The organism is Clostridium sp. AF20-7 (genome assembly GCF_003479275.1).
Lineage (GTDB): Bacteria > Bacillota > Clostridia > Lachnospirales > Lachnospiraceae > Otoolea > Otoolea fessa.
The window spans coordinates 168,089-191,283 of record NZ_QUGF01000004.1 but is presented as its reverse complement, the minus strand read 5'-3'; the positions used below and the strand labels follow the sequence as shown (position 1 = coordinate 191,283).

Here is a 23,195-nt window from a genome sequence, read left to right as displayed (position 1 = left end):
CCAAATTGCTACGAATTGCGTGCTTTTGCAATTTTCAAAAAGAAGGCTATAAATTGTAAGAAAATAGAAAAGACTACCCACCTGTAAAAAGGTATAATGTTGCAAAGAGAACAACTTATACAGACAGGTGGGTGGCCTTTTTATGATAGAGAAAAATGAGAAAAGCGGGGAACTCATGGAAGTAAAAGAACAGGCAAAAACAGTTCGGAAATACCCGGAGCGGATGATCGTGCGTATCTGGCTGGTGCTGGCGCTTATTTGTCTGCTGGCGGGTCTGATCTCCCAGTATACGTTCCGGCTGAAAGAACCGCTGTTTCTGCACTACAGCCAGTCGGCTTATCTGGGCTGTGGGCTGGACGGAGTAGAAACTTCGGAGGATGGAATCGTTTCATCTGTGTCAAGTGAGGCGCTTGAAGAAGAAAGTACCGATTCCGATGTGAAAGTTGGAGTTTTAGACGAAGGTGTGAAAGACCTGAATGCGGATATGGGATTGGAGAATACAGTGTCTTTGTATGCACTGGGGGAAGAAAGTGTGGATGAGACAGATGAAACTTCGGATGTATGGTATACACAGGTAAATTTTGCCTATCTGACGGATGTGACGGATGAGATCTGTGTGAGAGAAATTCGTTTTTCAGAGTTGCCTGAACTTCAAATGCAGGAAATGCGGGAGACAGTCCAGTCAGCGGGACAGTATGCGCTTCATCGCCTGGATGCTACGCTTTCGATTGAAGATCCGCAGCATAACGGGATCAGTCAGTGGAGAATCCTGACGCGGGCGCAGGTGCTCTATTCAGATGGAAACACAGCGGACGTAAAAATTGGTAATCTGGTACTGATTGCAAATCCGGAGGGCGGGAGCGCCCTGGAAAATCCAAGTTCCAGCGCCAATTCAGATGGAACGGGCACACAGGTTTACACCGTTCAGAAAGATGGAACCATCGAAGTAAAAGGCTGCATTGCGTCAGCCGGGGAGATGGAAAATTTTTCGATGACCTTAAATGGAGAGCCTATCCCAGCCCAAAAAGAAGGGGAAGATCCGAAACGGCTGACAGTAAAAACGGGTGATGTCCTGACGTTCCAGAGCCATTGGATTGGCAAAGAGGAAGACCAGTCGCCGCAGGTATTTCATTCAGGAGTTGCAGTGCTTTCATATATCGGCAAAGATGGCGGGGAGCAGGTTCTTTCATTTGAAAATGAATACAGGAAGAGAAGGGAGCTTCGCTTTATTGATGTGTGGAAATATCTGCTGAAAGAGGAGGCATTTAAGTGAAAACGGGAGATCATAAGATTTTAGCCGGTCTGATTCTTGCTTCGATTCATATTAATCTGTTCCATGTGATGCTGCTGCCGCCCTGCATCGGGTTTCTGATTTTATATATCGGGATTCTCCAGAAAGAGCGGCAGGCGGGATTTTTCCAGATGGATGTAAAAGAGATGAGAGTGTACCGGGCAGCAGGGGCGGCGCTTGTGCTGGTGACTGCTTTTTCTAGCTTCCTGTCCATGTTCTGGAGGCGGCCGGACGGAACCATCTGGTCGCTGATTCCGTGTATGCTGGAATATGTGGTGCTCTATGGACTGATGGAAAGCTACACCGCAGGTTCGCCCAGACATTCCTATCACTCCGAACTGTGCTGTGGATATGCTATGGTAATGGGAGCAGCACTGTGTGGGTACGCAGTCAGCCTGATTCTGCATATCGCGCTGTGGCAGCTCTTTGCGTCTATGATTATTCTGGTCTGCCGGTTTATGGTGGTTATGGTTGTTATAGGGGCGAAGAAAGAGGCATAAAAAATAAAAAGCCGTAATCAGATATACTCGCCCATGGGATTAAACTCATGAGCGAAAGTATAAGGTTACGGCTTTTCTATGTTGAAAATTCTGGTTTTCAAATAATCAAAGATAACATGGAATGTTGATGTTTCGGTTCCGATGTATCTTTCCAATTTTTATTTAAAATTCTCCTCCGCATACCGGCGCAGCTCATCACGGAAATCCGGGTGTGCGATGGCGATCATGGCATCCGCTCGTTCTTTTAAGGTAAGCCCGGTCAGTTTTGCGATACCGTATTCGGTCGCCACGTACTGAATCATGGTACGCGGTGCAGATACGGTGCTGCCGCCCGGAATGAACGGTACGATGTTGGATTTTAAGGAGCCATCTTTTTTCTTGTGGGTGGAAGCAAGGCAGATAAAGCCCTTGCCTCCCTCGGAGCGGAATGCGCCCTCCAGGAAATCCATCTGTCCGCCGATACCGGAGAGCTGTCGGGTGCCGGCAGACTCGGCATTTTCCTGTCCCATCAGATCCAGCTCGACACCACCGTTGATACTGATGACATTTTTCATCTCACCGATGCGGTACGGAGAGTGGACGTAATCGACGTCAGCCGGATGGAAGAGCTGCGGCTCATTATCCAGCCAGTCATATAATTCCTGAGAGCCCATGGCAAGGTTCCAGGTAGAATAACCGTTGTCAATTTCCTTCTTCTTGTTGGTCAGCTTGCCAGCCTTATGGAGGGCTAAAAAAGCATCGCTGATGGTGCCGGTGTGGCAGCCGAGGTCGGTTTTGTCGGACTGTGCCAGCATATTGGCAACGGTAAACGGAACGCCGCCGACGCCCAGGGAAAGGACAGCGCCGTCCGGGATCTCCTCAACGACACGTTTGGCAATCTCAATATCAATGGCGCTCGGATCGCGGTAGGTGCGGATCGGAAGCGGCTCATGCTCGCCCTCGACGATGAAATCTGCCTCTGAGAGGTGGACACGGTGGGAACCATCGACGCCCTGTAAGCGCGGGAGGCGCTCATTGATCTCGAAGATGACGGTGCGCGCATTCTCAAAGATGGTGCGCCATGCATAGTTGGAAATACCCAGTCCGCAGCAGCCGTCCGCATCTGGTCTGGAAACCGGTACAAAGGCAACATCCACGCGAATGTGGTGGCGGTACATTTCCGGCAGGGAACGCAGCATCATCGGCATAAACTTGCAGAGCCCACGGGTCTGCAGCTTGCGCTCATAATCGCCGATGTGCCAGCTGTAGTAGCTGAATGCTTTCTGATCCGGGTCGCTTTCGACAACCTCGATGCGCGGGCGGATGACTAAACCACCGCGGATCTTGACATCGGTCAGCTCATCCCTGCGTGCTGCCAGCGCACGGTCGAGAAGCTCCGGAAATCCAGCGCCAAAGCCATAATCCACCCAGTCGCCCGGTTGAACGGCCTTGACGGCGGTCTCAGCACTTACAAATTTGCCTGCGTAATTGTTAGACATAGTAAAAATCCTCCATCGGTATGAAATTCATAATTTTCTAGTTTCCATCATATCCCAGAAAGCGCTTTTTTGCAACTTCCAAAGACAATTCCAAAAGACAATTTTTAAGCTGGGTTTTAAGATGAGTTTAAGATAGGTTTAATACGGAAATAGTTGACAAAATAGGTGTTTATGATAAAATTAAGTGTTTATAAATAAGAGTTGGTCTTTTACACAGCAGGCAGAAGTGCCTGTATTTTTATGTAATAGGAAATTCCTTGGAATCCCCTATTACACAAAAAGGCACTAACGTGCCAATGATGTGCACTTGCGCGAAGCAGAAACATGTCGCAAGCGACCGCGCTCGGCGCGAGAATGTGACTGTAAAGAATACAACAAATATAGAAAGAGAGGAGTTACGACAAATGAAAACAAATACGGATTTATTTGAAAAAACACCCGTACCGAAGGCGGTCGCAACCATGGCGGTTCCGACCATGATTTCCATGCTGGTGGTTGTTATCTATAACATGGCGGATACATTTTTCATCGGTCAGACGAAGGATCCGCTGCAGGTGGCGGCAGTTTCGCTGGCAACGCCGGTCTTTATGATTTTTATGGCATTAGGCCATCTGTTCGGTATCGGCGGCAGCTCAGCGATATCGAGAGCACTGGGAGAACGCCATAAAGATCGGGCATGTCATATCAGTTCATTCTGCTGCTATGGATCCCTGGGGCTGGGCGTGATAGTGGCTATCCTGTCTGTACTTGGAATGGAAACCATTCTGCATCTCATCGGTGCCAGTGTAAATACGATCGGTTTTGCGAGACAGTACCTGATGATTATTGCAATCGGCGCGCCGTTTATTATGTTTTCAACTGCATTTGCGAATATTCTGCGGGGAGAAGGCGCATCGAGGGAATCGATGGTCGGAAACCTGTTAGGTACTGTAGTAAATATTATTTTGGACCCGATCATGATCCTGGCGCTTGGCTGGGGAGTGACCGGTGCAGCGCTTGCGACGATTATCGGCAATATTGCGGCCTGTCTTTACTATATTGCTTATTATCTACGGGGAAAATCGACACTGTCGATTCATTTTCGTGATTTTAAGATGGGAGATGGAATCGCTTCCGGCGTGGCAGGGATCGGTATTCCGGCTTCCTTAAATAACATCCTGATGAGCTTTGCCAATATTATCCTGAACCAGGCGCTGGTCGGCTACGGTGATACACCGGTAGCGGCGATGGGGGTTGCGATGAAATCCAATATGCTTGTTGTCCTGCTGCAGATTGGTCTCTGCGTGGGAATCCAGCCGCTGATCGGTTATAATTATGGAGCGCGCAACAAGAAACGCCTGATGTCGGTATTCAAATTTACAGGAATTGTATCAGTTATTATGGGAACGATTCTGACATTGATTATGATTGTCGCAAGAAAGACAATGATTCAGATGTTTATTAATGATGCGGAAGTTGTCCAGTATGGTATTCAGATGGTGGTTGCCCTCCAGCTTTCTGCGCCACTCCTCGGTATCTTATTCCTCTGCATCAATACGATCCAGGGAATGGGAAAAGCGCTTCCGTCGCTGATTCTTACGATCTGCCGCCAGGGACTGATTTTTATTCCGCTGATTTTCGTGCTGAATGCGATGTTTGGCCTGGATGGAGTTATCTATGCACAGCCGGCGGCTGATTATCTGTCGATTGTGGTGGCGATTTTGATTTGTGCACATCTGTTCCGAACGATGGATCATAGAGAAGAGAAAGCAGAAGGCTGAGAAGATTCAATAGATTCAATAAGGAAAAATATGCTTAAAGAAAATAAAAGAGAAGAAATCACAAAGAACATAGAGAAGAGGGAAGCCCTTGTAGAACAGGTGGCAGATGGAATCTGGCGGATCGGTGTGGAATTGCCGCAGAATCCTTTGCGGGAACTCAACAGTTACCTGATCAAGGGAAAAGAAAACGAGCGTGATCTTCTGATTGACACCGGATTTCGGCGCGAGGAATGCCGGGAGGCGCTGTTTGCCGGGCTTCGGGCACTTGGAAGTAGCCCGGATCGGCTGGATATTCTTCTGACACACCTGCACTCGGATCACACAGGACTTGCCAGGGAGGCGGCAGGGGCGGACAGCCGCATCTATATCAGCGGAACCGATCTGGCGATTTTAAAGGACGGTTTTACACCAGAGCGTCCGCTTCGGCTGGCGGAGCAATTCCGTGCCGGGGGATTTCCGGAGGATGAGATGAAGAAAACGCAGGCGCTCAATCCGGCAGTCCGCTATAAGCTGGATCAGGTTGATGACCGTTTTGTTCCGATTGAGGCAGGCTGGAAATACACGGTAGGAGATTACACCCTGGAAATGATCTCCGTGCCGGGGCATACGCCGGGCAATGCGATGTTCTGGGCAGAGAAGCAGGGCATCATGTTCACGGGCGATCATATCCTGTTTGATATATCGCCGAATATTACTTCCTGGCTGGAATCGGAGGATCCGCTGGGCGATTATCTCGACAGCCTGCGCCTCGCCAGAAAATATCCGGTCTGCCTTGCCCTGCCGGGACATCGGAAGACGGGCGATTATGCAGCGCGCATCGAGACACTGTTGGCACACCATGAGCGGCGTCTGGCGGAGACGGAGGCGCTGCTTGCCGAACATCCGGGCATGACGGCATATGAGACGGCTGGAAAGATGCGTTGGAAGATCCGTGCCGCCAGCTGGGAAGAATTTCCACCGTCCCAGAAGTGGTTTGCGGTGGGAGAGTGCATGGCGCATCTGGACTACCTCCGCCTGCGCGGCAGAATCCGTCGGGAGATGGACGGAGAAGTGTGGAGATGGTTCACGGTAACGGCTAAATACTGTTAGAATTAACTAACAATTATTACCATTGACTAACAATAGTCTGACTGTATATAATAATAGTAAAGAAAGCGGTAACTGTTCAGTAGGTCTGCGCATTTACTGCGCTGACCGTACGAAAACATGGACCAGCAGACAAAAATCCCATTGCCGTAGGCGATTTTTAATGGATTTTTGCGCGTGACTGTGAAGGTACTGAACAGTTACAGAAAGCGGAATATCAGTCAGGAGGTCGTTGTATGCAGTCGTTGGCAAAGGTGCAGGCGGGAGAGTCCTGTGAAATCAAGTGGATGTTTGGAAATGCGGATGTGATGAACTTTTTGGAGCGCTATGGAATCAAAGAAGGAAGCCGTATCCGGGTCCTTGGACGTGTGCTGGATGGTCTGATCATCGGAAATGGAAAGGTTCGGCTGGCACTGGGCGATGAAGTGGCAGAGCGGATTCAGGTGTAGGTTTGACGGTGATTGAAAGATTGTCGAAAATGTCATGTATTGAAAGAACGTCGAATCTGTCACGTGCAAGTTTGAGAAGGTCACGTTACTTGACATTTCTTCCCATTTATGCTATTCTACCAGATAGCACAAATGCAATGAACGGAAGTAGTAAGCCGCGAAATTTCTACAGAGAGCTGCCGGATGGTGTGAGGCAGCGGAAGGAAGCCGCCGAACTGGTCCGGGAGCAGCCTGTTGAAAGAAGTGTTTTTGAATACCCGAGTAGACAGAGCCGGTCATCCGCCGTTACAGGACGATGAGGAGCACACGGATTCCGTGTGAAATAGAGTGGTACCGCGCAGTTGGAATTTTCGCCCTGCGTCTCTATACAGGTAATGTAGAGACGCAGGGCGTTTTTGACGTTACCGGATTGAAAGAATGTCCGCAAGGGTTGGATGTTATGCAACTGCCAACGGATCAGTCGATTGCAATAATGAATCATTATTTTAGAGACTGGAGCCGGATTTTGACAGGAAATAGCAAAAAATCAGCGTGGGTTAAGCAGAAAACAGGAGGAACAAAGATGTCACAGTACAATCATACCGCCATTGAGAAAAAATGGCGCGAGAACTGGGAAAAACATCCCATCAATGTAAACGATGGAAAGAAAGAAAAATACTACTGCCTGGATATGTTCCCATATCCGTCCGGAAGTGGTCTGCACGTTGGTCACTGGAGAGGCTACGTTATTTCAGATGTATGGAGCCGTTATCAGCTGCTGCGCGGCAAATACGTGATCCATCCGATGGGCTGGGACGCATTTGGTCTGCCGGCAGAGAACTACGCGATCAAGATGGGCGTACACCCGGCTATCTCGACCGAGTCCAACATTAAAAATATTAAACGTCAGATCAACGAGATCGCAGCCATCTATGACTGGGATATGGAAGTAAATACCACAGATCCGGCATTCTACAAATGGACCCAGTGGATCTTCGTCCAGATGTTCAAAAAAGGTCTGGCATACGAGAAAGAATTCCCGATCAACTGGTGCCCATCCTGTAAGACAGGTCTGGCAAACGAGGAAGTTGTCAACGGCTGCTGTGAGCGCTGCGGTACCCCGGTTACCAAGAAAAACCTGCGTCAGTGGATGCTCAAGATTACCGCGTACGCAGACCGCCTCTTAAATGATCTGGACAAACTGGACTGGCCGGAGAAGGTTAAAAAGATGCAGACTGACTGGATCGGTAAATCTTACGGTGCAGAGGTTGATTTCGGCGTAGAGGGACGCGATGAGAAGATCACCGTTTACACCACCCGCCCGGACACCCTGTACGGTGCAACTTTCATGGTACTGGCTCCGGAGCACGCGATGGCAAAGAGCCTGGCAACCGATGAGACCCGCGAGGCAGTAGAGAAATACATTTTCGATTCATCCATGCGTTCCAACGTAGACCGTCTGCAGGATAAGGAAAAGACCGGCGTATTTACCGGAACTTATGCAATCAACCCGATCAACGGTGCGAAGGTTCCGATCTGGCTGTCTGATTATGTATTAGCTGACTACGGTACCGGCGCTATCATGTGCGTACCGGCACACGATGACCGTGACTTCGAGTTTGCAAAGAAATTTAATATCCCGATCATTCAGGTTATCGCAAAGGATGGTAAAGAGATCGAGAACATGACCGAGGCGTATACCGAGGCGTCCGGCACGATGATCAACTCTGGCGAGTGGAATGGTATGGAATCTTCCGTACTGAAAAAAGAAGCGCCGGAAATGATTGAGAAGAGAGGTATCGGTCACAAGAGAGTCAATTATAAGCTGCGTGACTGGGTATTCTCCCGTCAGCGTTACTGGGGCGAGCCGATCCCGATCGTACACTGCCCGAAGTGCGGCAACGTACCGGTTCCGGAGGATCAGCTTCCGTTAAAACTTCCGGAGGTAGAAAGCTATCAGCCGACTGGTACCGGTGAATCCCCGCTGGCAGCCATCGACGAGTGGGTCAACACCACCTGCCCGTGCTGCGGCGCTCCGGCAAAACGTGAGACAAACACCATGCCGCAGTGGGCTGGATCTTCCTGGTACTTCCTGCGCTATGTAGATAACAAGAACGATAAAGAACTGGTATCCCGTGAGAAAGCAGACAAATATCTGCCGGTTGATATGTACATCGGCGGTGTTGAACATGCAGTACTGCATCTGCTGTATTCCCGTTTCTACACTAAGTTCCTGTGCGATATCGGTGTTATTGACTTCGACGAGCCGTTCAAGAAGCTGTTCAACCAGGGTATGATCACTGGTAAGAATGGTATCAAGATGAGTAAGTCGAAAGGCAATGTCGTATCCCCGGATGATCTGGTACGCGACTACGGCTGCGATTCCCTGCGTCTCTATGAGCTTTTCGTAGGACCGCCGGAACTGGATGCAGAGTGGGATGACCGCGGTATCGAGGGCGTATCCCGTTTCCTGAACCGTTTCTACAACCTGGTTATGACCAGCAAGGACAAAGACATCAAAGAGACCAAGGAAATGGTTAAACTGCGCCACAAACTGGTATTCGACATTGAGCAGCGTTTCGAGCAGTTCAGCCTGAATACCGTTATCTCCGGTTTCATGGAGTACAACAACAAGCTCATCGATCTGGCGAAGAAAGAGGGCGGCATCGACAAAGAAACCCTCAAGACCTTCACTATCCTGCTGGCACCGTTCGCACCGCATCTGGGTGAAGAGCTGTGGCAGGAGCTCGGCGGCACCGACAGTGTCTTCCATGCTTCCTGGCCGGAGTGCGACGCAGAGAAGATGAAGGATGACGAGAAAGAGGTAGCCGTTCAGATCAACGGCAGAGTCCGTGCGACCATCACCGTACCGGCAGACATCTCCAAAGAAGATGCTATCGCCGCTGGTAAAGAGGCTATCAAGGACAAGCTGACTGGAAATATCGTAAAAGAAATTTATGTTCCGGGACGGATTGTGAATATTGTTATGAAATAAATAAAAACGGCATGGGAAGAAGCAGAAGAATCTGTGACTTTTCTGTGCAGATAAGGCCAGCGGCTATACAGGGGAGAAAAACTGTGTGGCCGCTGTTTTTTGCCCGATCCTTTTTCGCGTGCTTGCTAGTTGATTTCCTAAATGAAAAAATAAAATTATGTGATTTCAGAAGGGATAGGTGAATATGGGAATGTTTGTCAACCCGGACAATTCGGCATTTCAATCAGCCCTGAATGCAAAAAGCATTCTTGATGAGGAAAAACTCATTTGGAATGCTTTTTTGCTGTCTATACGAAACATTCCACATGAAGCTTCTGGGAGAGAGCGAAGGCGTGGAGTACTATCGTTCGATGAAATTGTCTAAAAAGTCTACCAATTCAAAAGATAAATCTTATATCATAAATGCAACATAATAGCTTGTAGCTGAAAAAAACAGAATAAAAAATTTCGCAGAATATCTAGTTCTGCGAAAATAAACGGTTTTATATGCAGAACCCAGATGCTGTATTGACAAAAATTTCAAAAGCAAAGGGGAATATTATATGAGAATTTCAGAAAATTTTGTTCAGAAATGACGACTTAATAATTTCATAAGAGATTCTTGGGAGAAACTTCTATTGAATTAACCTTGAAAGTATCGTATAATGATTGAAGATTTTCGCAGAACTAGATATTCTGCGAAAATCGCAAACATGAAAGGGAGAACGCCTGTATGTGGTACGTGGTGCAGACACCTGTGGGACGCGAGGCAGAAGCGGCAGAAAAACTGAATCATTTTTATCGGGATAAGGCTGAAAAGCCTTGTTTTGTGTTGTCCAAAGAACGGACCTGGCGGATGGGCGGTGTCTACTATGTAGATACGGAAGTCATGTTTCCGGGCTATGTGTTTGTGGACACGGCGGATGAGCCTGTTTTGGAAGACGGAGTGAAATGTCTGGCGGGGCTGGTGCGATTTCTGAATGCTGGTTCGGAAGCACATCCATATGGAACGGCAGTCCCCCTGAAAAAAGAGGAAGAGAAATTTCTGAAAGAACTTCTTCGGGAGGATTCTTCCCACACCGTCCGGCGGTTTCTGGTGCGGGCAAATGACGCGGGGGAGATCGAATGGGCGGAAGGGGTGCTTGGTGAGATGCTGCCAAAGATCATCCGGAAGCGGCTGCGGAAACGAATCGTGACGATTCAGGCAGAACTGCTGAACGAAGCACGACAGGTAGAGCTGGCAATCCGGATGGAAGATGATCCGGAGGCAGTTTTCCCAAAGAAAGGACCCCTGAACCCTAAAAATCTTTCAGGAGATTTCCAGGAAAACGATTTTAGCCGGGTATCGGTCTCTGGAAAGAACCCATCAAAAAAGATAACAAGATTACATGGAGCGGAGAACGATGGAACAAAGCTGGCAGCAGAATAATGAGTATGAGTGTATGAAATATTCGGTTCTGATGCCGGTATATCACAAAGAAAATCCAGCGTATTTCTATCAGGCGGCAGCCAGCATGATGAATCAGACGATTCCTCCAGATGAATTTGTCCTGGTATGCGATGGACCGTTGACACCAGTGTTGGATGAAACGATCCAGACGATTGACCGGGAATGGCCGGGAGTTCTGCAGGTGCTTCGCCTTCCTGTATGCGGCGGAATCGCACGGGCGCTGGCAGCAGGTGTAGAAGCGTGCCGAAATGAATGGATCGCCCGCATGGACAGTGATGATATTGCCTGTCCAGATCGCTGTGAAAAGCAGCTGAAACGATATGCAGAAGAAGCAGCGGGCAAATTGCTGGGAAAGAAAGCAGAACAGGGGAAACTCGGACTTCTGAGCGGAAAAATTGCAGAATTTGTCGCAGCAGAAGTGCCAGAACAGGAAAATGTAGATAACCTAAATGCGCCAGATAGAGGTGAAATTGGAAGTGGGATGAATGGAAAATTGTTTCCGCCGGGCAGAATCACTGGAATTCGGTCACTTCCCTGCCAATATAAAGAAATTTTAACGTTTGCCAGAAAGCGCAATCCGATGAACCATATGGCCGTCATGATGCGGCGTTCAGCTGTGCTGGCGGTGGGAAACTATCATCCGGTTCCGGGGGCGGAGGACTATGAATTGTGGGTCCGTCTTTTGCAGGCAGGATATAAAGCAGAAAATCTTTCGGATATTCTGGTGTATGCGAGAACGGACAATGGGATGATCAAACGCCGCGGCGGTCTGTCCTATGCCAGGGCCGCTCTGAATCTGCAGAAAACGTTTTTTAAAAGTGGATTTTTAAATAGAAGAGAGTATCTGCGAAACTGCGTGATCCGCGTTACTGCAAGTCTGATTCCGGCATCCGTGCGTGGAATACTCTATCAGAAAAAATTGAGAGGAACGCTTTCTGAGGATGCTTAGTGTTCCTATAAAAAGAAACAGGCAGATTACCTGGAATAGAATTACACGTTGGGTTCTGTGGAGTTCGGCCTGAATAAAAACAAAAAGAAGAGGAACTATTTTGAGACAATATGAACCATTCAAACGACTGTTCCGTCTGATAGGTGCGCTGCTCCTGATGGGGGCAGAAGTTGGCGCTTATGGATATGTCTGGAACGGATATTTCAACAAAATGATCGAATTTCCGTTCTGGAGAAGAGGAAACTGGCTGATGATCGCCCTGTATGCGGGACTATTACTATTTTTCCTGCTGACTTACGGGGGATTCCGGATCGGATACCTGAAAAAAGGAAATCTACTCTGTTCTCAGATCCTTTCGATCGGACTTTTAAATCTGATTACGTATATTCAGATTTCTCTGTTAGATAAAAAATTTCATGATCCCCGGATACTGCTTGGGATGACGGTTGTCCAGCTTTTGATTGCACTGATCTGGACGTTCCTGTTTCAGCAGATATACAGGATTCTGTTTCCGCCAAGAAGAATGCTTTTGGTATGCGGAGACCGTCCGGCCTTTCATCTGATGGAAAAGATTCATTCCAGAGAAGATAAATACTATCTGGAAACAGCCATTCATATCCGGGTTGGCATGAAAGCGATTCTGGAAGAAGCAAAAAAATACGACGCTCTGATCATCGGAGATATTCCGGCGAAGGATCGAAATGCGCTTTTAAAGAAATGTTTTGAGCAGGATATCCGGACCTACACGGTGCCGAAATTATCGGACATTCTGATCCGGACTTCCCAGGAATTAGATATCTTTGACAGTCCTCTGCTATTATCGAGAAATGATGGCATATCGGATCTTCAGCGATTTATTAAGCGGGCGATGGATTTCATCTGTTCGAGCATCGGAATCGTGGTATTATCCCCATTTTTCCTTCTGGTGGCGCTGTCGATCTACCTGACCGACCGCGGTCCGGTCTTTTACAAGCAGACCCGTCTCACAGAGGGCGGAAAAGAATTTCAGATCTGCAAATTTCGGACGATGATCCAGAACGCGGAGGCAAAAACCGGGGCGAGACTGGCAGCGGAACACGATGACCGGATCCTGCCGGTGGGACATTTCCTTCGGAGAACCCGCCTGGACGAGCTGCCGCAGCTTTTCAATATCTGGAAAGGTGAGATGTCGATCGTAGGACCGCGTCCGGAACGCCCGGAGCTGGCGGCGGAGATCGAGAAAGAAATCCCGGAATTCTGCTACCGCTTAAAGATGAAAGCCGGACTGACCGGATATGCGCAGGTCTATGGAAAATACAATACAACGTCCTATGACAAACTGAAACTGGATTTGACTTACATACGAAATTACTCTCTGCTTCTCGACCTGAAGCTCATCCTGATGACGCCGAAGATCATGATGCTCAAAGAGAGTACGGAAGGAGTCGCAGACAATGGAAAAGCTTCTGACAGTCGTCATCCCGGCGTATAACGCGGAAAAATATATCACATATACCCTGGATTCACTGTGCGCAGGATGCAAAGACCAGGATTTGAAAAAGAAAAATCAGAGCTGGACAGGAAATGAAACGGAATCAAACATTCAAACTGTATCAGCAAGAATGTCTGATTTTCAACCAGGTATGGATTGGTCCGAATACCTGGAAATATTGATTATAGACGATGGATCAAGAGATCAAACCGGTGCGATTGCTGATCAATATGCGGAGCGCTATCCGACCGTTGTCCGTGTCATTCATAAAGAAAATGGCGGTCATGGATCTGGGATCAACTGCGGCATCCAGAATGCATCGGGGCGATATATGAAAGTAGTCGATGCCGATGACTGGGTGGATCCGGAGGCATTGGATCATCTGATTGCTGCGCTGAAAAACTGTCGGGATGATGTGCTGGTCAGCGGTTTCTACTGGCGGTTTGACAACGGAAGCGGAGAGGAAAGTTCCTTTCCGAAAAAAGCAGAAATTCCAGAACCATTTTCAGGGGTGAAATATGGGATTTCCTATGGATTCGATGGAATCGCAGACCAGATTTACATGAAAATGCATGGAATCACATGGAAAACAGAGATCCTGCGGAAAATGCCGCTTTCGATCGATGAACACTGCTATTACGTTGATGCCGAATACATCCTGTATCCGATTCCGTGGGTCAAGACCGTATCCTTTATCCCGGACTTTGTCTATCAGTACCGGATCGGCCGGGAAGGACAGAGTGTCAGCCCGGAGAAGATGATCAGGAATAAGGAAAATTATGACCGAGTGATGGAATCATTGCTGTCCTTTTACCGCCTGTATCAGGGCGGAACACTTACCGGAAAAGACGGAAAGAAGATTTCATGCACTCAGGAAAAGCTACAGTATCTTGAAAATGGAATCGCCAGGGTGGCAGCTGGGAGAGTGAAGATACTTCTGAGCCTTCCGGCTGGCAAGGAAGTAAAGCATGCATTGATGCAGTTTGAAGATGAATTACTTCGGGACTATCCGGAAATTTACCATGCGAACCGAAATAAGGCGGTGAAGCTGCTGCGGGTAAGCCGGTATGGGCTGTACCGGGCGGCGGTATGGGCGCTTGGGCGGAGCAGAAGGAAGTTCTAAATATGAAGATAGATCCGTCAGAGATATAAAGACAGATTAGAAACTATATAATTCTCAAAACATGGAATGAGGAACGGCAGTTCCTAAAAGGACTGAAAAGGAGACACAGCGGATGCGTCTACAAAATATACGATTTCCGGAAGCAGATATCTGCAGGGAAGAAGAACTGTATTTCCATCGAAATGGAGAATGGGTCGATTTCAATGGATATTTCAACCTTTTCTATATCGAAAAAAGGAAGAAGTACACAAACCAGGAAAGTTTGACGCTGCACCTGGAATTGAATGGCTGTCAGGCAATTCGTCTGATGCTGGATGAGAATATCATTCAGGAAAAGATGCTGACGGGGGGGAAAGAAACTCTGGATCTGGAGTTCCCATATCCGGAGACGGAAAAAGGAGTTTTCTGGTTTTCGGTGAAAAAGATAGGTGCCGGGAAAGAGACAGAATCGGAGAACGTGAAAAACGCGGAGACAGAATCAGTAGAAAATGCAGCTGCCAAAACGATAAAGGATACAAAGAAAAATATCGGTTTTGATATATCAAATCATATAAAAGGCTGGTATGAGGGAACTTGTCGGAATGAAAAACAGGTGCGGATCGCAGCGGTAGTCTGCACGTTTAAGAGAGAGCCGTATGTCCTCCGAAATCTGAAAAGTATCCTGCAATTTCTGGAACGACCGGAAAATGCTTCTTTAAAACTCTGCTATTGGCTGGTAGACAACGGAAGAACGCTTTCGGAACATGAAGAAATCAGCCGCCTGGCAGCCAGATATCCAGAAACCGTTCGAATCATACCAAACCGCAACGTCGGCGGCGCAGGCGGTTTCACCAGAGGCATGATTGAGGCGATCGAGGAAAAAGAACGTCTCGGATTAACGCATGTACAGCTGATGGATGATGATGCCGTCATGGATCCGGAACTGTTTGTGCGGGCGTATGGATTTTTGGGGATGCGGAAGGATGAGTGGGAGGATATCCGCTTGGGAGGTACGCTGCTTCGGGAAGATTATCCGTATATTTGTCAGGCGATGGGAGAGTGGTTTGAAGGATTCAATGTGACTAACCGCCTCGTCATGACAGATATGCGAAGTTTTCGTAACTGCCGGAAACCATTAATTGAAACACCGCAGGACGAATACCGGATGTATTCCGGTTGGTGGTGCTGCTGCTATTCCCTGAATACAGTTCGAAAAGATAATTTGCCGCTTCCGCTGTTTATTCACCGGGATGATATCGAATATGAGATTCGAAACAGAGAGACAGGCATTGTTTTCTTAAACGGATTCAATGTCTGGCATAAAGGGTTTGAAGTGAATTTTCTGGGAACAAACGCATATTACGATGTGCGGAATAACCTGATATTTGCAGCACTGCATGAACCGGATATGTCACGAATTCAGATGTGGAAATGGATCTCTAAATTTATCATAACAGCTGTTTTAAAGATGCGTTATGAAGAAGCCTATTTCTCCTGGCGGGGAATGATAGATTTCATGAAAGGTCCAGAATGGCTGATGGGGACAGACGCAGAGCGGTTGAACAATCAGTTGAGAAAGCATCTTCCGGATACAGAGCCGATGGAATTGGAAGAGCAGCCAACCCTAAAAGAATTACAGAGGTGCTATAACCCGGATCGGAATAAAAAACAGTTTTGGAAAAAGATAACTTTTAACGGCTGGTTCCTGCCAGCAGATAAAGAAGTAGGTATCTTACGTCCGTATGATGCACCGTTTTCGATTTTCCGAAAGAAGCGGATTGAATTGCGGGATACTGGGGCAAAAAAGAAGAGAGCGGCAGTCCGGGAAGAAAGACAGCTTTTCAAAGCAGCTATGTATTGCATAAATACTTGGCGGATTCTGATGGTTCAATATGGAAAAACTCAAAAAGAATATAAGACAAAATACGAAATATTAAAAAACGAAAAGCTCTGGATTGAAAAATAATAAAAAGTAGAGGTTAGTATCCATTAGGAGAATTGAGAATGGGAAAGAAACAAATAGAATTATTTAAAAAATATAAACCGCTCATGAAGCAGTTGGTAATAAAAGATATTAAATTGAAATACCGGAGAAGTTTTCTGGGATATATATGGAGCATTCTGAATCCATTAATGATCATGATTATTATGGTAATTGTGTTTCGACAAATGTTTCGCTTTAATATTGAAAACTATCCGGTATATTTGATTATTGGTTCTACATTGTTTAGTTTTATGTCAGATGCAACCAGTCAGGCCATGTGGTCAATTATAGGAAATAGTGCATTGCTAAAAAAGACATATGTACCTAAATATATATTTGCAATATCCAAAATAACAAGCAGTTTCGTAAATACTTTATTTTCTCTTGGAGCTATGTTGATTGTATTTATTGTGTGCGGTGTGAAATTTAATTTTTATATGTTTTGGATTCCGGTTGTGCTGATACAAATTTATATATTTAGTATTGGACTTGGATTGCTATTGGCTCAGGGATGTGTCTTCTTCCGAGATATTCAGCATATCTATGCAGCAGTCTTAACAGCGTGGAATTATCTTACACCAATTTTTTATCCAATTGAGCAGCTTCCAGAACAAGTACAGCATTTAATTAAAATATTTAATCCAATGTATTCATATGTAGCACAATTCCGGACCATTGTTTTAAAAGGAGTATTCCCTGATATTAAGTGGATTCTTTACGGATTTACGGTAGCACTTATATCGCTGGTTGTCGGAAGCATTGTTTTTTCTAAAACACAGGATAAATTTATTTTATATATTTAGACGAGGAAAAAATGAAACAGAATGAAAAAAATGAAATAGCAGTTGAAGTAAAGAATGTAACAGCCAGATTTAATATGGCTTCTGAAAAGATAGATAATCTGAAAGAATATTTTATTAAGCTTGTAAAGCGAGAATTAATGTTTGAGGAGTTCCTTGCATTAAAAAACGTATCATTCAGTGTAAAAAAAGGTGAGTCCTGGGGAATCATAGGAATCAATGGCTCTGGAAAATCGACGTTGTTAAAGGTGATCTGCGGAATTTTAAAACCATATAAAGGAACAGTAACGGTAAACGGAACGATTGCTCCTTTAATTGAATTGGGCGCCGGTTTTGATGGTGATTTGACAGCCAGGGAAAATATTTACTTAAATGGAGCTGTTTTAGGGCATGACGAACAGTTCATGAAAGAGCATTTTGATGAAATAGTAGAATTTGCAGAGCTGGAAAAATTTTTAGATATGCCGATTAAGAATTATTCTTCCGGTATGGCAGCAAGACTTGGATTTGCGATCGCGACGGTGGTTAAGCCGGATATTCTGATTTGTGATGAGGTTCTTGCGGTTGGCGATTATGCGTTTCAGCGAAAATGTGAGAAAAGAATGAAAAAGATGCGAGAAGAAGGAACGACACTTCTGTACGTATCTCATTCGATGGAATCGGTTCGAAAAATCTGTGACAATGCTTTGTGGTTAGAAAAAGGAGTTGTCAGAGGTTGTGGAACCGTCCGTGAAGTATCAAGAGCGTATTTAAACAGCTTAAGTGGAAATAAAGGAGAGATGAAGGAAAAGGAGAAGGAAAATCCTTTTACTGATGAGACCTGCAGCTCACTGAGTATTTTCAGCGCTCCGGAGGCGAAAAGAGAAGGAACAGGACTGGTTCATTTTACTTCGATTGAACTGCTGGACAAAGAAGGAAAATCCAGTGCTTGTTTTGATACCGGAGATAAGATAACAATTCGTTTTCAATATGCAAGCAGAACCAAAAATATGCCGTTAAGTTTTGCATTTGGAATTGTTACAAAGGATCATACACCAGTTTATCGGACATCAACCGCATTGGAATATAAAAAAATGATTTTATCTGAGCATTGCGGAGTCATGGAATGTCATATTGATAAAAATTATCTTTTGGATGGTCAATATTATTTGGAAGCACGTATATGGGGAGAAAATTTAGTTCTTCATGACAGTCTGACAGATTTTATTGTGTTGGATATCAAGACAGCTGAGCGAAAAGAGCATGGATTTTTGGTAATGCCGCATGGATGGAACACATATCCAATAAAGTCATTTTTTGATCCGGAAACAAAATTCGGTTTTGAAATAACAGAACAGCAGAAAAAAGTATGGGCGATTGAATTGGAGATGGCAGATCGCCTGCTGACGGTGTGCAGGGAAAATAATTTAAAAATCTTCGCAGATGCAGGAACTATGTTGGGAGCAGTGCGCCACAAAGGATTCATTCCTTGGGATGATGATATGGATTTTGCAATGTTCCGGGAAGACTATGATAAGTTATGTGAGATTGCTCCCAGATATTTCACAGAACCGTATTTTTTTCAGAATGTGTACACGGATAAAAAGTATGTACATGGACATGCTCAGATTCGAAATAGCTATACAACTGGAATCCTAAGCGTAGAAGAAAGACAGAATAAAGAATTTAATCAGGGTATTTTTATCGATCTGTTTGTTTTAGAGAATGTTTCAAATGATGTACAGGTTGTAGAGAAGCAGAGAAGGAACTGTGATGTATTAAAGCAATTTATTGTTGAAACGACAGATGGAAGAGAATTTGAATGGCCGGAGGATTTTGAAATTCCAGAGGAGTTGAAAGAAAATCTGAGTACAGACAATTGCTGGAAATATATAGATGATATGTTCCGGTCAGTCAAAGAGAAAGATGCAGATAAGGTGGCACCTTTAAACTTTATTTTTGATACAGAAAAGAGAATCAGAGACCGCCATATGTATGATGAGACAATTTGGATGGACTTTGAATATTTGAAAATGCCGGTACCGGCTGGGTATGACGCATATCTGACAAATAGGTATGGAGATTATATGACGCCTCAGAATGTATCGAATACGCATGGAGGGGTAATTTTCGATACAGAGATGGATTACAAGGAGTATCTAAGTAAACTGAAATGCGATGAAAATTAGTATAAAGGGATTGTTTTATGCAGAAAAAGAAATTCAAAATCGGGTATACAACAGGCACCTTTGATTTGTTCCATGTAGGGCATTTAAATATACTGGAAAAAGCAAAGGAAAATTGTGAATACCTTGTTGTAGGTGTAAGCACAGATGAACTGGTAAAAGAGTATAAAGGAGAATTTCCCATTATTCCTTTTGAAGACAGACTTCGTATTGTAAAGTCATTGAAATGTGTAGATCAAGTAATTCCGCAGAAAACAATGAACAAGCTGGAGGTATTAACGGAAATTAATTACAACGTTTTATTTCATGGAGACGATTGGAAAAATACGAAGATGTACAATGAAATAGAAGAAAAGTTGAAACAAAAAGGAGTTTCGTGTGTTTATTTTCCATATACAAAATCAGTTTCTACAAAAAGTATTAAAGAAAAAATAAGGGAAGAATATAAAGGCAGCGAAAGATGAAATGTTGGAAATACATATTAATGTTATGCGGATGCTGTGTATTATGTTCCTGCAGCAAACCAACTCAGGAAGCTAAATTTTATGACTATAATGTGATTGCTCATGCTGGAGGGGGAATAGATGGAAACATATATACAGATTCGTTAGAAGCACTCAATCAGTCCTATCAAAATGAGACAAGGCTATTTGATATTGATTTGAGATTTACCTCGGATGATGAAATTGTACTGAGGCATGACTGGACACAAGTAGACTTAGGGCAGCCTGAATTTGAATATTTACAGCAGATTGAACGCCAGCCGAGTGAATATCTTCAAGAGCAGATACCAAGAGAATACCTGCCGACTTTAGAACAATTTAAACAAGCTCGCATCTTGTCAAAATATACACCGTTATCATTCAGAGATGTTGTAGATTGGATGAAATCCCATTCGGACGCGTATATGGTTTTGGATGTAAAAGAGGATGCAAAAGAAACATATACGTGGATTATTGAACATTTTAAAGAAAATGATGAAATGCTGAATCATTTGGTTGTTTCTTGCTATGATGTCCAGGACTTAGAGGATGTATTAAAAATATATCCATTTAAGAATATTATGTTAAGACAGCATGCAGTCTATCCAGACAAGTTTGATGAATTGCTTTCGAATTGTAATAAATACAAAGTTAAAGCAGTTAATATAAACTTACAATATGCTGATGATGAGAAAATAAAAGATATTAGGAGAGCTGGAATCAAGATTTTTGGGCGGTGGAAAATGACTTTGTGGAATATAAAAGTAAATATTTAGGTGATGGAGTTGTGAGCGATTGGATTACGGAAGATGAAATAGGTAATGTGATAAATAAATGATATTGTGCTGATGTGATCAGTGCTTTATATGAAAGTGCAAAGATTTTGATAATGAGGTAAGTTATAAAGGAGAAAAAATGGCTTTAATATCAGTAATAATGCCGACTTATAAAGTCGAAGAATATTTTCAACAATGCATTGAGAGTGTATTAAATCAAACGCTAAAAGATATCGAAATTATTCCAGTTGATGATGGTTCGCCTGATAAGTGCGGAGAAATAATGGATTATTATGCTGAAAAAGATCATCGTGTAAAACCTATTCATCAGAAAAATGGAGGTTACGGAAAAGCTGTTAATAGTGGATTTGATAAGGCTTCAGGAAAATATGTTGCAATTGTTGAAACAGACGATTTTATTGAGCCCAATATGTTGGAAGTTTTATACAAAGCAGCTGAAAAACATCAGGCCAATGTTGTTAAGGCGGGGTTTAAAAAACTATATCAAGATGGTGGAAGTTGTGAAGTAAAACCCCCATTTCCTTTTTATGAGCCTGAGGTGATAGTAGAGCCATGTTATTCTAACGATTTGATGTTAATGGAATCATCTATATGGGCGGCACTTTATCGCAGAGATTTTTTAGAGAATAATCAAATTAGAATGATTGAATCGGCTGGAGCAGCGTATCAAGATGGAATTTTTAAATTTATGATATATTCATCCACCAAAACAGTTGTGTGTATACCTGATGCGGTATATGACTATCGAGTTATGACAACAAATTCTTCAAGTAAATCATCGAAGAACTGGGATGCAGAATTTAAGAATTATGCACAGATAAAAAAATGGCTGATGGAGCATAAAAAATTTGAGATTTTTAAAAATGCTTTTTATTTGCATGGGTATTTTGATTTTTTGTTCCATTATAATCGTTTGGATGATAAAACGCAAAAAAAATTTTTAGAGAAGGCAAAAGAATTTTATAAAGAGGGAAAAGAAGCTGGAGTTGGATTAGATAATGCACGATTCCAAAGATGGGAAATGCGAGATTATTACTATAAAACTGTATATCCATTTTTAAAACAATTTGAAACAGGGATAGTTGTAAATGAAGATGGTCGTAGAAAACATGATTTAACGAAAAATATTCTAAGGGTCATGTATCATACAAGAATGGGTGATTTTATATGGACAAAATTTAATCAATTCATGCATAGACCTTTTATATGGAATAAATTACATGAGGGAGAAGTTCAAATAGATGGTAATTCAAATCGATTATATTGCATGGATTTTGATACAGGAATATTTGAATTAGAACCTGTGGGAGAAGGGAAAAAAGCACTTGTAATTGTGCCATGGTATTCTGAAAATGCAGCAATTCATAACATTGAAAATATTGCCGAAATGTTAAAAAAGAGAAAATATCAAATGCATTTGTTTTTGTATTATAATGAGTTTAGACCTGATAATATAAATAGAAAAGTTTGGGATAGAGTTTTTTATCAACATGCATCAAATCCATATTTTTCGCATACTAATGTTTCACCTAATTGTGCGGATGGGGATTATATAGATGATTGGGTTGATGATGAATTTTTACAATCGATAGTCCGAATGAATGAACATTATCATTACGATCTTTGCATGGCAAATTATTTATTTTATTCAAAAGCATTTGAGGTTTTGCCAAATGCAAAGAAAGTATTATATACACATGACAAATTTACAAAACATAATGAATCATTAAAAAAAGCGGGTTTTCCAGAGTGGAGTTTTTGGTTTGGGGTAAATACGGAAAGAGAAGAAGCACGTGCACTTAAACGGGCAGATATTGTTTTGGCATCACAGGAAGACGATGCAACGTTTTTTAGAAAAATAACAAATTATCAAACGAAGGTAATTACATATCCATTCGTTCCTGCATGCCATTATATTGATGAAAAAAGGAATGATAATAAATATGAAGAAGATTTAATAAAAGTAGGATATTTGGCTTCTTCAAATCCGCCTAATTATTTTGCTATTAAGAAATTAATATCGGATCTTGCAAATAACAAAAAAATACAATTAAATATTGCGGGTGGGGTTTGTAATATGCTTTCATCATTAAAGGTTCCAGATAATATAAGAATTTTAGGATATATTGATGACTTGAAAAAGTTCTATTCCTCATATGATATATACATCAATCCTGATACTTTTTATTCTGGATTGAAGTGTAAGACATTAGAAGCAATGTCATATGGAGTGGCTATTATTTGTACAAAAATTGCAGCAACTGGACTTGGATTAAAAGAAAAATATCATCAATTAGAAAGTGAAAAAGAGTGTGCTAAATATCTTATGGAACTTACAAATTATGAAGATGATGTTCGGAAAAAGACTATTGATGATATTAGAAAAGAGAGTATTCATCAATACAATTTATTTATTGAAAGATATCCATTGGATAAACTAATGGATGATATTCTAAAAAGCTAATTGTCTTCATAAAA

Annotated in this window: 17 protein-coding genes, 1 pseudogene and 1 other annotated feature; of the genes and pseudogenes, 17 read left to right on the top strand and 1 reads right to left on the bottom strand. The window is 43.6% G+C overall.

Features of this window, described 5'->3' with window-relative positions:
* Positions 1 to 142: 142 nt before the first annotated feature.
* Both DWX68_RS05340 and DWX68_RS05335 read left to right on the top strand, forming a co-directional pair.
* Positions 143 to 1,273 (top strand): hypothetical protein, encoded by a 1,131-nt coding sequence (locus DWX68_RS05340; protein WP_118628781.1) that lies wholly within the window; start codon positions 143 to 145, stop codon positions 1,271 to 1,273.
* Entirely contained in the window at positions 1,270 to 1,791 is a 522-nt protein-coding gene (locus tag DWX68_RS05335) for a hypothetical protein (protein ID WP_107001643.1), read from the top strand. Before DWX68_RS05340 ends, DWX68_RS05335 begins: the two co-directional genes overlap by 4 nt.
* Positions 1,792 to 1,949: 158 nt before the next feature.
* Here DWX68_RS05335 and DWX68_RS05330 read toward each other — a convergent pair whose 3' ends face one another.
* On the bottom strand, positions 1,950 to 3,269 hold the full coding sequence (locus DWX68_RS05330) for an acetyl-CoA hydrolase/transferase C-terminal domain-containing protein (RefSeq protein WP_118628780.1): 1,320 nt from the start codon (positions 3,267 to 3,269) through the stop codon (positions 1,950 to 1,952).
* Between the two features lie 404 nt (positions 3,270 to 3,673).
* Between DWX68_RS05330 and DWX68_RS05325 the strand changes: the two genes are divergently transcribed.
* From DWX68_RS05325 to DWX68_RS05255, 15 genes and pseudogenes are all read left to right on the top strand, one after another.
* Positions 3,674 to 5,029, top strand: coding sequence for an MATE family efflux transporter (locus DWX68_RS05325; protein WP_118628779.1), 1,356 nt, complete (start codon positions 3,674 to 3,676; stop codon positions 5,027 to 5,029).
* A gap of 30 nt (positions 5,030 to 5,059) precedes the next feature.
* Complete coding sequence (locus DWX68_RS05320) at positions 5,060 to 6,118, top strand: MBL fold metallo-hydrolase (RefSeq protein ID WP_118628778.1); 1,059 nt, start codon at positions 5,060 to 5,062, stop codon at positions 6,116 to 6,118.
* 233 nt (positions 6,119 to 6,351) lie between these two features.
* Entirely contained in the window at positions 6,352 to 6,564 is a 213-nt protein-coding gene (locus DWX68_RS05315; RefSeq protein ID WP_022360163.1) for a ferrous iron transport protein A, read from the top strand.
* 128 nt (positions 6,565 to 6,692) lie between these two features.
* Positions 6,693 to 6,931, top strand: a binding site (T-box leader).
* 195 nt (positions 6,932 to 7,126) lie between these two features.
* Positions 7,127 to 9,538: a leucine--tRNA ligase gene (gene leuS / locus DWX68_RS05310; protein ID WP_022360162.1), complete on the top strand. Its 2,412-nt coding sequence runs from the start codon at positions 7,127 to 7,129 to the stop codon at positions 9,536 to 9,538.
* 712 nt (positions 9,539 to 10,250) lie between these two features.
* Positions 10,251 to 10,946 carry a transcription termination/antitermination NusG family protein gene (locus DWX68_RS05300; RefSeq protein WP_117795021.1) on the top strand — a complete coding sequence of 232 codons (696 nt, stop codon included), beginning with the start codon at positions 10,251 to 10,253 and terminating at the stop codon, positions 10,944 to 10,946.
* Complete coding sequence (locus tag DWX68_RS05295) at positions 10,906 to 11,916, top strand: glycosyltransferase (RefSeq protein ID WP_118492053.1); 1,011 nt, start codon at positions 10,906 to 10,908, stop codon at positions 11,914 to 11,916. The genes DWX68_RS05300 and DWX68_RS05295 overlap by 41 nt, the downstream gene beginning before the upstream one ends.
* Before the next feature lie 100 nt (positions 11,917 to 12,016).
* Positions 12,017 to 13,387, top strand: a complete 1,371-nt coding sequence (locus DWX68_RS05290) for an exopolysaccharide biosynthesis polyprenyl glycosylphosphotransferase (protein ID WP_118467352.1) — start codon at positions 12,017 to 12,019, stop codon at positions 13,385 to 13,387.
* A gap of 151 nt (positions 13,388 to 13,538) precedes the next feature.
* Entirely contained in the window at positions 13,539 to 14,510 is a 972-nt protein-coding gene (locus DWX68_RS05285; RefSeq protein WP_347475162.1) for a glycosyltransferase, read from the top strand.
* Positions 14,511 to 14,622: 112 nt separating this feature from the next.
* Positions 14,623 to 16,455 (top strand): glycosyltransferase, encoded by a 1,833-nt coding sequence (locus DWX68_RS05280; protein ID WP_118628775.1) that lies wholly within the window; start codon positions 14,623 to 14,625, stop codon positions 16,453 to 16,455.
* Between the two features lie 38 nt (positions 16,456 to 16,493).
* Positions 16,494 to 17,276, top strand: coding sequence for an ABC transporter permease (locus tag DWX68_RS05275; protein WP_118628774.1), 783 nt, complete (start codon positions 16,494 to 16,496; stop codon positions 17,274 to 17,276).
* Between the two features lie 11 nt (positions 17,277 to 17,287).
* Positions 17,288 to 18,010: pseudogene (locus DWX68_RS15070) on the top strand (ABC transporter ATP-binding protein); the annotation flags it as partial.
* A 42-nt stretch (positions 18,011 to 18,052) separates the two neighbouring features.
* Complete coding sequence (locus DWX68_RS15065; protein ID WP_333491332.1) at positions 18,053 to 19,441, top strand: LicD family protein; 1,389 nt, start codon at positions 18,053 to 18,055, stop codon at positions 19,439 to 19,441.
* Between the two features lie 17 nt (positions 19,442 to 19,458).
* Positions 19,459 to 19,902, top strand: coding sequence for an adenylyltransferase/cytidyltransferase family protein (locus tag DWX68_RS05265; protein ID WP_118467362.1), 444 nt, complete (start codon positions 19,459 to 19,461; stop codon positions 19,900 to 19,902).
* Positions 19,899 to 20,696, top strand: coding sequence for a hypothetical protein (locus tag DWX68_RS05260; protein WP_147354941.1), 798 nt, complete (start codon positions 19,899 to 19,901; stop codon positions 20,694 to 20,696). Before DWX68_RS05265 ends, DWX68_RS05260 begins: the two co-directional genes overlap by 4 nt.
* 139 nt (positions 20,697 to 20,835) lie before the next feature.
* On the top strand, positions 20,836 to 23,181 hold the full coding sequence (locus DWX68_RS05255) for a glycosyltransferase (protein ID WP_118472433.1): 2,346 nt from the start codon (positions 20,836 to 20,838) through the stop codon (positions 23,179 to 23,181).
* The last annotated feature ends 14 nt before the right edge of the window (positions 23,182 to 23,195 follow it).

Excerpts from the sequence above, each read along its gene's own strand:
- DWX68_RS05275 (WP_118628774.1), top strand. The coding sequence starts at position 16,494 with ATGGGAAAGAAACAAATAGAATTATTTAAAAAATATAAACCGCTCATG.
- DWX68_RS05280 (WP_118628775.1), top strand. The coding sequence starts at position 14,623 with ATGCGTCTACAAAATATACGATTTCCGGAAGCAGATATCTGCAGGGAA.
- DWX68_RS05325 (WP_118628779.1), top strand. The coding sequence starts at position 3,674 with ATGAAAACAAATACGGATTTATTTGAAAAAACACCCGTACCGAAGGCG.
- DWX68_RS05285 (WP_347475162.1), top strand. The coding sequence starts at position 13,539 with ATGGATTGGTCCGAATACCTGGAAATATTGATTATAGACGATGGATCA.
- DWX68_RS05255 (WP_118472433.1), top strand. The coding sequence starts at position 20,836 with ATGGCTTTAATATCAGTAATAATGCCGACTTATAAAGTCGAAGAATAT.
- DWX68_RS05265 (WP_118467362.1), top strand. The coding sequence starts at position 19,459 with ATGCAGAAAAAGAAATTCAAAATCGGGTATACAACAGGCACCTTTGAT.
- DWX68_RS05260 (WP_147354941.1), top strand. The coding sequence starts at position 19,899 with ATGAAATGTTGGAAATACATATTAATGTTATGCGGATGCTGTGTATTA.
- DWX68_RS05295 (WP_118492053.1), top strand. The coding sequence starts at position 10,906 with ATGGAGCGGAGAACGATGGAACAAAGCTGGCAGCAGAATAATGAGTAT.
- DWX68_RS05315 (WP_022360163.1), top strand. The coding sequence starts at position 6,352 with ATGCAGTCGTTGGCAAAGGTGCAGGCGGGAGAGTCCTGTGAAATCAAG.
- DWX68_RS05320 (WP_118628778.1), top strand. The coding sequence starts at position 5,060 with ATGCTTAAAGAAAATAAAAGAGAAGAAATCACAAAGAACATAGAGAAG.
- DWX68_RS15065 (WP_333491332.1), top strand. The coding sequence starts at position 18,053 with ATGAAGGAAAAGGAGAAGGAAAATCCTTTTACTGATGAGACCTGCAGC.
- DWX68_RS05300 (WP_117795021.1), top strand. The coding sequence starts at position 10,251 with ATGTGGTACGTGGTGCAGACACCTGTGGGACGCGAGGCAGAAGCGGCA.
- leuS (WP_022360162.1), top strand. The coding sequence starts at position 7,127 with ATGTCACAGTACAATCATACCGCCATTGAGAAAAAATGGCGCGAGAAC.
- DWX68_RS05340 (WP_118628781.1), top strand. The coding sequence starts at position 143 with ATGATAGAGAAAAATGAGAAAAGCGGGGAACTCATGGAAGTAAAAGAA.
- DWX68_RS05330 (WP_118628780.1), bottom strand. The coding sequence starts at position 3,269 with ATGTCTAACAATTACGCAGGCAAATTTGTAAGTGCTGAGACCGCCGTC.